The organism is Micromonospora sp. NPDC051543 (genome assembly GCF_044454415.1).
In the GTDB taxonomy this organism is placed as follows: Bacteria; Actinomycetota; Actinomycetes; order Mycobacteriales; family Micromonosporaceae; genus Micromonospora.
In genome coordinates this window covers 322,320-332,161 of record NZ_JBITDT010000011.1, presented here as the reverse complement: position 1 = coordinate 332,161, position 9,842 = coordinate 322,320, and the positions used below count along the sequence as shown (strand labels likewise).

Here is a 9,842-nt window from a genome sequence, read left to right as displayed (position 1 = left end):
CCATCGACCGACGCAGCTACCAAGCCACCACCAACATCAACATCATCAGCCCCGACCCTTGACGACCACACCAAACGCCTAACTGAACGGCGTTGGATCTAGACCACCGCGCCGGGGCATCTGCTCCACGACGTCGCCGCCCGCCTCGGGTCGATCCCGGGGCGGGCGGCGAGATTCGACGATCAGTCGTCGTCGCCGTCGTCGTCCGCGTCGTCGTCCTTGTCGTCGGCGTCGTCATCGGCGTCGACCGGTTCCTGCTCGGCCTTGACCACCGAGCCGTTCTCACGGTCGACGTCCACCTCGTGCTCGGTGTCGCCGACGACGACCTCGACGCTCCAGACCGGACGGCCGTGTTCCTGCTCGGCCTCGATCTCGACAATCTGACCGCCGCCAGCCTTGGCGAGCGCGATCTCCCCGGCTCGCTTCTCGTCGACAGCGGCGCCGGCCGGCGCCCCGCCCGCAGACGGGGCACTGGACGATGGGGCACCGCTCGTCGGCGTACCCGACGGTGCGCCGGTCGACGACGGATCGCTGGTCGCCGGCGCGGCGGTCGTGCTCTCGGCCGTCGGCGCGACGGTCGCGGCGGCGAGCGTCGTGTCGGTGCGCGAGTCCCTCGCGGCGGTGACGCCGAGCGCGGCCCCGGCCACCGCCAGCACCGCCACCCCGCCGGCCGATGCCAGGAGCAGATTGGTCCGCTTCATCGTGGTGTCCACCTTTCCTCGGTTGTCGACTACGAGGATCGGCGGAACCGGGATAGCAGCGCGCTGTCCCAACGCTAAGGCCGGGTTAAGCCGGTGGTCAGAGCGCCATGCGCATGAAGACGTCGGCACGGGCGTACGGCGCCAGCGGGATCTGTTCCGCATCGACGTGCTGGAAGCCGGCCGTTTCGTAGAGGTGCACGGCGTTCGGGAGCTTGGTGCTGCTACCGAGGAACAGGGTCGCCGCGCCGAGCTCGCGGGCGCGCGCGATCGCGGCGTCGATGAGCTGCCGGCCCAGGCCCCTGCCGCGCAGCGCCGGGGTCACCGCCATCTTCGACAACTCGAAGACGTCCGCCGAGCTGCGTACCAGGGCGACACAACCGACGATCTCCCCGCCGTCGCGCAGGACGAGCACGTCGCCGCCCGGTTCGACGATGGCAGCGAACGGGTCGCCGAGCGTCTTGCGGTCCGACTCCTCGATGGTGAAGCGGTGGGAGATCCACTCTTCGTTCAGCGTCCGGAAGGCCTCGGCCTCCTCGGGGGTCGTCATGGACGTGACGGTCAGCGTGCTCGGATTCATGACCCCGATTCTCCGGCCGCCCCTATTCGAACGTCCAATATCTTGTTGGGACCGATTCGTATCCTCGACGTATGGATCCCGAGTTGCGCCACCTGCGGTACTTCGTCGCGGTCGCCGAGGAACTGCACTTCGGCCGGGCCGCGGCGCGACTGCGGATGGCCCAGCCGCCGCTGTCGCAGCAGATCCGACAGCTCGAGGCGATGATCGGGACGCCGCTGTTCGTCCGCACCTCCCGGTCGGTGGCGCTGACGCCCGCCGGTGAGGCGTATCTCGTCCGGTGCCGGCGGGTGCTGGCCGCCGTGTCGGACGACGTGCACGAGGCGAGCCGCATCGGGCGCGGGGAGCAGGGACGCTTCGACATCGGCTTCGTCAGCTCGGCGATCCAACTCGGGCTGGCCGGGCCGATCCGTCGGTTCCGTGAACGCCACCCGGCCGTCCACCTACGCCTGCACGAGGCGTACACGGCGCAGATCGTCGACCGGCTGTTGAACGGCGAGGTCGATCTCGGCGTGGTCCGGGACGCGGACGACCACGACGAGCTGATCAGCGTCACCTTCGCCACCGAGTCCTTCGTCGCCGTCCTGCCGGCCGACCACCCGCACGCCGGAAGCCGCGCGATCGACACGGCGGTGCTGCGGGACGACCCGTTCGTCTTCATCCCGCGGGTGGCCGGCGAGCGGGCCTACCAGCGCAATCTCCGGCCGTGCCTGGACGCCGGCTACACGCCGCGCATCGTCCAGGAAGCCGGTAGTTGGACCACGGTGGTGCACCTGGTCGCGGCCGGCCTCGGTGTGACGATCGCACCGGCGAGCGTCACCGCCGTGGCGCCGCCCCGGGTGGCGGTGCTGCCGTTGAGCGGCACCGAGGCCACCACCGAGATGCGGATCCTGCGTCGCCGGGACGACGACCGGGTCACCTCGACCGGCTTCGGGACCGCAGGCCGACCTCCGGACCTGCCCGCGACTAGCCGCGCCGGTTGAGTTCCGCCTCCAGCCGCTGGACGAGGGTCTTGCGGTCCTTGCCGGCGTGCTCGTTGCGCAGGGCGGTCCGGAGCTGTCGCGTGTCGAGGCCACGGACGAGTTTGCTGGCCTCGGCCACCGACATCTCCGACATCCGGCCGGCGGTGGTGGCGTCGCGTCGTGCCTTCTTGGCCGGGCCGGTGTTGGCGACGTACTGCCGGCCGGTCCGGGACGCCTCCCGCTTCTTGGTGTCGGTCGCGCGCTTCTGGCTCTCGGACATCTCGTCCCAGGCCTTCTTGGGCAGATAACGGCTCGTCGTGCCGTCCTTGCGGGCCCGGGCGTCGCCCTCCTTCGTTTGCCACTTCTCGTTGCCCCAGCGCTGCAACGCCTTCTGCCGGTCGTCCTTTTCGCCCAAGAATCCACCGCCGCGCCGCTTGTACTCCTGCGTCACCAGCTGTGACTTGCGCGCCGACCACTGGCCGGGCTTCCCGCCCTTGTCGGACGCCTTGATCTCTTCCTTGATCTGCTCTCTGAGCTCGGGTTTCGTATACCGCGCCATGGGTGGCAGCTACCCGGCAGCGCAGCGGCTATGCCTGGCGCTGCGGCGACGGGCCGAGCCGCAGCAGGACCTGCGCGCCACCTTTCGGGCCCGGGCGCAGCTCCAGCCGGCCGCCGCCGGACTGGGCGGCGCGGCGGGCGATGTCCAGACCGAGCCCGGTCGAGCCGGCCGCGCTGGCGCCCCGCTGGACGGCGCCCGGCGGCAGCCCCGGGCCCTCGTCGGCGACGGTGAGCAGCACCTCGCCGGCGTCGGACACGAGGCGGACCGTGAACGGCGTGCCGTCGGGGGTGTGCGCGAAGACATTGCCGAGCAGGGCGTCCACGGCGGCCGTCAGGTCGTCGGCGGCCACCCCGACGGTCAGCGGGCCGGGGGCCAGGTCGAGGTGGACGGCCCGGCCGGTGTCCTCGGCGAGCACCGACCAGAACGCGACCCGGTCGGCGACGATCGCCGCGGCGTCGGACGCGACCGCGCCCGGCACCGGAGCGCGACGCCAGCGGGCCTGCTGGATCAGCCCGGTGACCGCCCGTTCGAGCCCGTCGGCGGCAGCCGCGATCCGGACCGCGTCGTCCGGGTCGCGCAGCGACTCCGCCTCCAACCGCAGCGCCGTCAGGGGTGTCCGCAGGCGGTGGGACAGGTCCGCGACCTGCTCGCGCTCCTGGAGCAGGAGGACCTGGATCCGGCCGGCCAGGTGGTTGAGCGCCCCGGCGACCTCGCGCAGCTCGGCCGGGCCGGCCGGTACGACCCGAGCGCCCAGCTCGGCGTTCGCCAGTCGGTGCGACACGGCGGACAGGTCGCTGATCGGCCGGACCAGCGTGCGCGCCAGCCGGTCGGCGACCGCCAGCCCGATCAACACCAGCACCACACCGAGCAGCGCCAGCACCAGCCAGGCCCGGGTCACCCCGGCGGTCAGCTCCTGCCGGGGCACCACGATCCGGATGACGCCCGTGCCGTCCGCCCGGCCCTGCACGGCGATGACCACCTCGCGGCCGGCCGCCGACTCCCCGGTGAGGCTCTGCCCCCGTGCGGCCAGGGCCACCGCGGGCGTACGGGGCGCCTGGGCGCCGAGAACCGTGCCGTCGGGCAGGAAGACACTCACCGGCCGGCCGGACTCCGCGGCGAGCTGCTCGACGGTGAGCCGGATGGTGGGCGCGTCGGCGGTACCGACCACCGGCACGAGGCTCTGCGCGTCGGCGGTGGCCCGCACGGTCGCCCGGTCCTGCGCGACGGTGCGCACGAGCAACGCCAGCGGCACCAGGAACGCGACGAGCGTGAGGACGCTGACCGCGGCGACCAACAGCGCCAGACGCGCCCTCACGGGCGGGCCGCGGGTGCTTCGAGGCGTACGCCGACGCCACGCACGGTGTACAGGTAGCGGGGTTGCTGGGCGGTCTCCCCCAGCTTGCGGCGCAGCCAGGACAGGTGCACGTCGACGGTCTTGTCGGCCCCGCCGTACGGGATCTGCCAGACCTCGGTGAGCAGCTCGCGTTTGGTGACCACCTGACCGGGCCGCCCGGCCAGGTGGTGCAGCAGGTCGAACTCGCGCGGCGTCAGCTCCACCAGCGTGCCGTCCAGGGTCACCTGTCGGGACCGGGGATCGACGCGCAGGCCACCCACCACGAGGGACGGATCCTGCGCGTCGACGCCGGCGGGACCTCGTCGCAGGACCGCGCGGACGCGCGCGTCGAGCTGCGCGGCGGTGAACGGCTTGACCACGTAGTCGTCGGCGCCCGCGTCGAGCACCCGGACGATCTCCGACTCGTCGTCGCGGGCGGTGGCCACGATGACCGGCACGGAGCTGACCGCGCGCAACATCCGCAGCAGCTCGCGTCCGTCCAGGTCGGGCAGTCCCAGGTCGAGCACCACCAGGTCGGGCCGGTCGTCGAGGGCGTCCCGCAGCCCCGCCATCGCGGTCGAGGCCGCGGCGACCGCGTGGCCGCGTTCGCGCAGCCCGCGCAGCAGCGGGGTACGGATGGTCAGGTCGTCCTCGATGAGCAGCAGGCGGGCCACAGCAGGCAGGCTAACCGCTGTCACCGCCGGCGCGGCGCACGTTAACCGTGCCTTAGCCTCCGGATATGCCGGGAACAACCATGGATCGGGGATAGTCGGTGGCATGAGCCGTCGTTCGGTCCTCGTCGCCGCCGGGTGGGTGGCCACCGTCGCCGTGGCGACCCTGATCGGGTTGGGCGCGATCCGGCTGGTGGGTGAGAGCATCACCGGCACGCCGGGCGGGGTGCGCAGCGAGGCGGAGATCGAACGGGCGCTCGCCTCGCCCGAGCCGGGGCCGAGTGGCACGACGGGCGGGCCGTCCACGGCGAGCGCCGCACCGAGCGCCAGCGCCGGGGTCCGCCGGAGTTTCGCCACCGGCGGCGGCACGGCCGTGGCCGAGTGCGGCGCCGACGGGGTACGGCTGGTGTCGTGGGCGCCCGCGCAGGGCTACCGGGTGCACGAGGTGGACCGGGGCCCGGACGACGACGTCGAGGTCACGTTCGAGGGCTCGGCCGGCCGGCACGAGTTGAAGGTCCGCTGCATCGGCACCGAACCGGTGGCCGTCGCCGACGACTAACCGGATCGTGGTGCTGCGGCGAGATCGTTAGGATCCCGCCATGATCCGCACCGTCGTTCTCGCCTCGCTGCTGCTCGCGGGTTGCTCGCCCACCGATAAGCCCGACCCCGTGGCCAGCCCGACCAAAGCCTCGGACCTGCGCGCCGTGTCCGCCTGCCGGTACCTGGCAGACGCCCTGAAAGAGAACGTCCTGCCCCCGTTCAAGGACGCGGGCGCCGCGAATCACGCCGCCTACTCGACCGACCCGGATATCCGAGCGGCCGGTGAGCGGCTGGGACCGGCCGCCAAGGAGGTCGGCGACATCTATTTCCGGAAGGACCCCGCCATCGACACCGGGCCCGCCGACCTCCGCCTGGCTGAGGCGCGGCAGGGCATGCTCGCGGCATGCACCAAGGTGTTCGGCGAGCCCCCGTGGGAGTTCGCCCAGGAGCCCACTCCCACACCCAGCAGCTGATTGACGGGCGTGGCCGGCACGAAGGCTCGTGCCGGCCACGTCGTGGTGGTGGTTCAGCTCGTGTAGGCCTCCACCTCCCAGAGGGAGTGGCCGTAGCCGGTCCCCCGGGCCGTGCCGTAGATGCGCAGGTAGCGGCCGTTCGCGCCGAGGCCGCTGTGCTCGTCCACGCCACCGTCGGCGCCGGTCACCGTCTTCACGGTGGTCCAGGTGGTGCCGTCGTTGGAGGTCTGGATCTGGTACGCGCTGCTGTACGCCGCCTCCCAGGCGAGCTTGACCCGTCCGATCGCGGTCGGGCTGCCCAGGTCGACGCGGATCCACTGCGGGTCGGAGAACGTGCTCGACCAGCGGGTGGCGAGGTTGCCGTCGACGGCCTGGGCGCCGGTCACGTCGGCCCCCTCGGTGCTGGACGTCGTCGTCGGCTTGTTGAGCAGCAGGTTGCCGCCGGTCGGGGTGCCGGTGCCGCCGTACACCTCGAACTCGTAGAGCGAGTAGCCCCACGCCGTACCGCGACCGGTGCCGAGGAGCCGGACGTACCGGCCGGAGCCGGTGAGCCCGGTCAGGTCGTCCACCCCGCCGTCGCCGCCGGTCACCGTGCGGATCGTGGTGAAGGTGACGCCGTCGGTCGAGGTCTGGATCTGGTACGCGCTGCCGTACGCGGCCTCCCAGGTCAGCTTGACCCGGCTGAGGGCGTACGTCGCGCCGAGGTCCACGTCGATCCACTGCGGGTCGCCGAAGGCGCTGCCCCAACGGGTGCCGGCGACACCGTCGAACGCGTTGGCCGCGACGAACGCGCCCTCGTAGCTGGATGCCCGCGCCGGCTTGCCCTTGGCCAGGTTGGTGCCCGTGCCGGGATCCGGGTCCGGGTCCGGGCCGGGCCCGCCGGGGCTGGTGGACAGGGTGAACTCGTCGATGTCGAACCACGGCCCGGTGCCCTTGAAGACCAGGTACAGCGTCCGGGTGCCGGTGGGCGCGGTGATTCCACCGGTGACCGTGGCGAAGTTGGCGTACCCGCCGGTGGAGGTGACGGTCGCCGAGCCCACCAACTGCCCGGTGGGTGAGTCGACGCGCAGCTCCAACGTCCCGCCGCCGCCGGCCGGCGCGCCGACCCGGGCGCTGAACGACTGGATGCCGGTCAGGTTGTACGGACGGAACGAGATCCAGTCGTTGTTGTCGATGTATCCGACCGCTGCCCCGCCGTGCCCGGCCGCCCCGGCGACGATCTGCACGCCGGACGAGTCACCGAAGTGCTCGGCCTGGCGGACCCGGGGTTGCAGCACCGCCTGGGTGTGCGTGGTCAGCGCCGGCTGGCCGCCCCCGCCCAGATCGGTGTACTCGGCGTCGATGATGCCGAAGATGTTCGCCGCGCTGTCGTGCTCGCCGTCGGCCGAGGTCTGGATGACCCCGGTGCAACCCTGCGCGCTGGCGAGCTGGTGGCCGTGCGAGTCGTGGCCGAGGACGTAGTTCACCTTGACGCGGGCGCAGTTGATGGTGCCGTCCTGGGCGTCGGTGACCGTGACGGAGAACGGGATCGCGTCCCCGAAGGTGAAGGTCTGCCCATTCAACGGGGTGTTCACGGTGACCACCGGGGCGCTGTTGCCGACGGTGACGACCACGCTCGCGGTGGCGGTCTTGCCGGTGGTGTCCCGCACGGTCAGCGTCGGGCTGCGGGTGCCGTTGGTGGTGTACGTGAAGCTCGGGTTCGCGGCGGTCGAGTCGGTGGTGCCGTTGTTGTCGAAGTCCCAGGCGTAGGTGAACGGGTCACCGTCCGGGTCGAGGGTGCCGGCCGAGGAGAAGGCCACGGTCAGCGGCGCGGTGCCGCTGGTGGGGGTGGCGGTGACCTTCGGCACGGGCGCGCGGCCGCCGCGGGCGTACTCGATGCGGTAGAGCGCCGAGTTGGCGTCGCCGTTGAACCAGCCGGTGCCGTAGTCGAGCACGTAGAGCGCGCCGTCCGGGCCGAACTCCATGTCCATGACCTGGGTGCCGGTCCACGGGAACGGGTTGATCTTCAGTGGCTGACCGCTGGAGTCGAGCTTGACGTTCTTGATCCACCGGCGGCCGAACTCGCCCGCGAAGAAGGTGCCGTCGTAGTACTGCGGGAACGCCACGGGTGAGGTGTTGTTCGGGTCGTACCGGTAGACCGGGCCGGCCATCGGCGACAGGCCACCGCCGGTGAACTCGGGCGGCGAGCCGGAACCGCCGTACGGCAGCCAGGCCGGGATCGCCGGCGGGAGCTGGGTGATGCCGGTGTTGTTTGGCGAGTTGTTGACGGGCCCGCCGGCGCAGTTGAACTTCGCCCCGGACGGCCCGGACGGGAAGGTGTAGTCGTTGTAGGCGTCGTTGCGGGCGGTGCAGTACGGCCAGCCGTAGAAGCCGGGCCGGTCGATCCGGGCGAACTCGACGTTGCCCGCCGGACCCCGGTTCGGGTCGGCGGTGCCCGCGTCGGGCCCGTAGTCACCGAGGTAGACGATCCCGGTGGCCTTGTCCACGCTCATCCGGAACGGGTTGCGGAAGCCCATGGCGTAGATCTCCGGGCGCGTCCGGGCCGTGCCGGGCGCGAACATGTTCCCGGCCGGGATGGTGTAGCCGCCCGCCGCGCTCGGCTTGATGCGCAGCACCTTGCCGCGCAGGTCGTTGCTGTTGCCGGCGGTACGCTGCGCGTCGAAGGCCGGGTTGCGGCCGGCCCGCTCGTCGATCGGGGTGAAGCCGGCCGAGTCGAACGGGTTGGTGTCGTCCCCGGTGGACAGGTAGAGGTTGCCGGCCGCGTCGAAGTCCATGTCGCCGCCGACGTGGCAGCACATGCCCCGGCTGGTGGGCACGTTGAGGATCAGGGTCTCGCTGGCCAGGTTGATGGTGTTGTCGGCGTTCACGGTGAAGCGGGACAACCGGTTGACCCCGTCCCAGACGGCGAACTGGGCCGGCGTGCCCTCGGCCGGTGCGCCACCGCCGGGTGTGCTCAGCGGGGGCGCGTAGTACGCGTACACCCAGCGGTTGGTGGCGAAGTTGGGGTCGGCCTTGATGCCCTGGAGGCCCTCCTCGTCGCCGGTGTAGACGGCGAGGGTGCCGGCGACCTTGGTGTTGCCGGCGGCGTCGGTGTGCCGGATCACGCCGTCGCGGGCGGTGTGCAGCACACCCCGGTCGGGCAGGACGGTGAGGCTCATCGGCTCGCCGGTCTCGGCCGCGCCCTTGGCCAGCGCCACCTGCTGGAAGTTCGTGGTGACCGTCGGGCCGCAGTCGGCGGTGACCGCCCCGGCGGCGGTCTGGATTCCGCCGAGCAGGTGCTGCCGGAAGGCCGCGTCGGCGTACGAGGCGTCGGTGTGGCCGAGGCCGGTGTACCAGGCCCGGCCGCCGGAGTAGTTCTGGCACCAGGAGATCGGGTGGTCGTACCCCATGCTGCCACCGGTGTAGGTGCTCTCGTCGAGGGTGGCCAGCACGTGCACGGTGCCCCGGGGGTTGACGCGGTAGTTGTACAGCTCGTCGAAGCGGCTCCACCGCTGCGGCAGCCCCTTGGTGGACGGGTGCACCTGGTCGGCGACCGTCACGGTGGCGGTCTGCTCCGCCGGATGCGAGGCGAAGTACGCGCCGACGAGCCCGCCGTACCAGGGCCAGTCGTACTCGGTGTCGGAGGCGGAGTGCACGCCCACGTACCCGCCGCCGGCGGTGATGTAGCGCTCGAAGGCCGCCTGCTGGGCGGCGTTGAGCACGTCGCCGGTGGTGGACAGCCAGATCACCGCCGCGAACCGGGCCAGGTTGGCGTCGGTGAACTGGCCGGCGTCCTCGGTGGCCTCGACGGTGAAGCCGTTGGCCGCGCCGAGTTGCTGGATCGCCGTGATGCCGGGGGTGATCGAGCCGTGCCGGAATCCGGCGGTCTTGCTGAAGACCAGGACGGTGAACGGGGCGGCGCTGGCTGCGGGTGGCGTGGCGACGACGCCGCCCAGCACGAGGATCGCGCTCAACACAGCGCCGAGCCACGCTCTCAGGGATCTGCGCACGGATTGGTCCTTTCGCGGGACGACGTGCGCCGATCACGCC

At 72.0% G+C, this 9,842-nt stretch carries 9 protein-coding genes; 3 read left to right on the top strand and 6 right to left on the bottom strand.

Going from position 1 to position 9,842, the window contains the following annotated elements; genetic code table 11:
* Nucleotides 1–182: 182 nt before the first annotated feature.
* Nucleotides 183–701 (bottom strand): PepSY domain-containing protein, encoded by a 519-nt coding sequence (locus ACIA3K_RS21920; protein WP_396803297.1) that lies wholly within the window; start codon nt 699–701, stop codon nt 183–185.
* Nucleotides 702–798: 97 nt separating this feature from the next.
* On the bottom strand, nt 799–1,278 hold the full coding sequence (locus ACIA3K_RS21915; protein WP_396803296.1) for a GNAT family N-acetyltransferase: 480 nt from the start codon (nt 1,276–1,278) through the stop codon (nt 799–801).
* 71 nt (nt 1,279–1,349) lie between these two features.
* Here ACIA3K_RS21915 and ACIA3K_RS21910 point away from each other — a divergent pair, with 71 nt between their 5' ends.
* Nucleotides 1,350–2,258, top strand: coding sequence for a LysR substrate-binding domain-containing protein (locus tag ACIA3K_RS21910; RefSeq protein ID WP_396803295.1), 909 nt, complete (start codon nt 1,350–1,352; stop codon nt 2,256–2,258).
* On the opposite strand, the gene ACIA3K_RS21905 is transcribed toward ACIA3K_RS21910, so the two are convergent.
* Genes ACIA3K_RS21905 through ACIA3K_RS21895 form a run of 3 tightly spaced genes read right to left on the bottom strand, consistent with a single transcriptional unit; the run spans nt 2,242 to nt 4,803 of the window.
* On the bottom strand, nt 2,242–2,796 hold the full coding sequence (locus ACIA3K_RS21905; protein ID WP_396803293.1) for a DUF5872 domain-containing protein: 555 nt from the start codon (nt 2,794–2,796) through the stop codon (nt 2,242–2,244). The genes ACIA3K_RS21910 and ACIA3K_RS21905 overlap by 17 nt on opposite strands.
* Before the next feature lie 28 nt (nt 2,797–2,824).
* Entirely contained in the window at nt 2,825–4,111 is a 1,287-nt protein-coding gene (locus ACIA3K_RS21900) for an ATP-binding protein (RefSeq protein WP_396803292.1), read from the bottom strand.
* The gene (locus ACIA3K_RS21895; RefSeq protein WP_396803289.1) at nt 4,108–4,803 is read right to left on the bottom strand and encodes a response regulator transcription factor; all 696 of its coding nucleotides are present in this window, start codon (nt 4,801–4,803) and stop codon (nt 4,108–4,110) included. Before ACIA3K_RS21895 ends, ACIA3K_RS21900 begins: the two co-directional genes overlap by 4 nt.
* 103 nt (nt 4,804–4,906) lie before the next feature.
* Between ACIA3K_RS21895 and ACIA3K_RS21890 the strand changes: the two genes are divergently transcribed.
* Together ACIA3K_RS21890 and ACIA3K_RS21885 are read left to right on the top strand one after the other, a co-directional pair.
* Nucleotides 4,907–5,359: a septum formation initiator gene (locus ACIA3K_RS21890; protein WP_396803287.1), complete on the top strand. Its 453-nt coding sequence runs from the start codon at nt 4,907–4,909 to the stop codon at nt 5,357–5,359.
* Nucleotides 5,360–5,399: 40 nt separating this feature from the next.
* Nucleotides 5,400–5,813 carry a hypothetical protein gene (locus ACIA3K_RS21885; protein WP_396803286.1) on the top strand — a complete coding sequence of 138 codons (414 nt, stop codon included), beginning with the start codon at nt 5,400–5,402 and terminating at the stop codon, nt 5,811–5,813.
* 53 nt (nt 5,814–5,866) lie between these two features.
* Here the strand turns inward: ACIA3K_RS21885 and ACIA3K_RS21880 are convergent, their stop codons facing one another.
* Complete coding sequence (locus ACIA3K_RS21880; protein WP_396803285.1) at nt 5,867–9,802, bottom strand: ThuA domain-containing protein; 3,936 nt, start codon at nt 9,800–9,802, stop codon at nt 5,867–5,869.
* Nucleotides 9,803–9,842: the final 40 nt, after the last annotated feature.

Coding starts and splice junctions, on each gene's coding strand:
- ACIA3K_RS21920 (WP_396803297.1), bottom strand. CDS start 701: ATGAAGCGGACCAATCTGCTCCTGGCATCGGCCGGCGGGGTGGCGGTG.
- ACIA3K_RS21915 (WP_396803296.1), bottom strand. CDS start 1,278: ATGAATCCGAGCACGCTGACCGTCACGTCCATGACGACCCCCGAGGAG.
- ACIA3K_RS21910 (WP_396803295.1), top strand. CDS start 1,350: ATGGATCCCGAGTTGCGCCACCTGCGGTACTTCGTCGCGGTCGCCGAG.
- ACIA3K_RS21905 (WP_396803293.1), bottom strand. CDS start 2,796: ATGGCGCGGTATACGAAACCCGAGCTCAGAGAGCAGATCAAGGAAGAG.
- ACIA3K_RS21890 (WP_396803287.1), top strand. CDS start 4,907: ATGAGCCGTCGTTCGGTCCTCGTCGCCGCCGGGTGGGTGGCCACCGTC.
- ACIA3K_RS21885 (WP_396803286.1), top strand. CDS start 5,400: ATGATCCGCACCGTCGTTCTCGCCTCGCTGCTGCTCGCGGGTTGCTCG.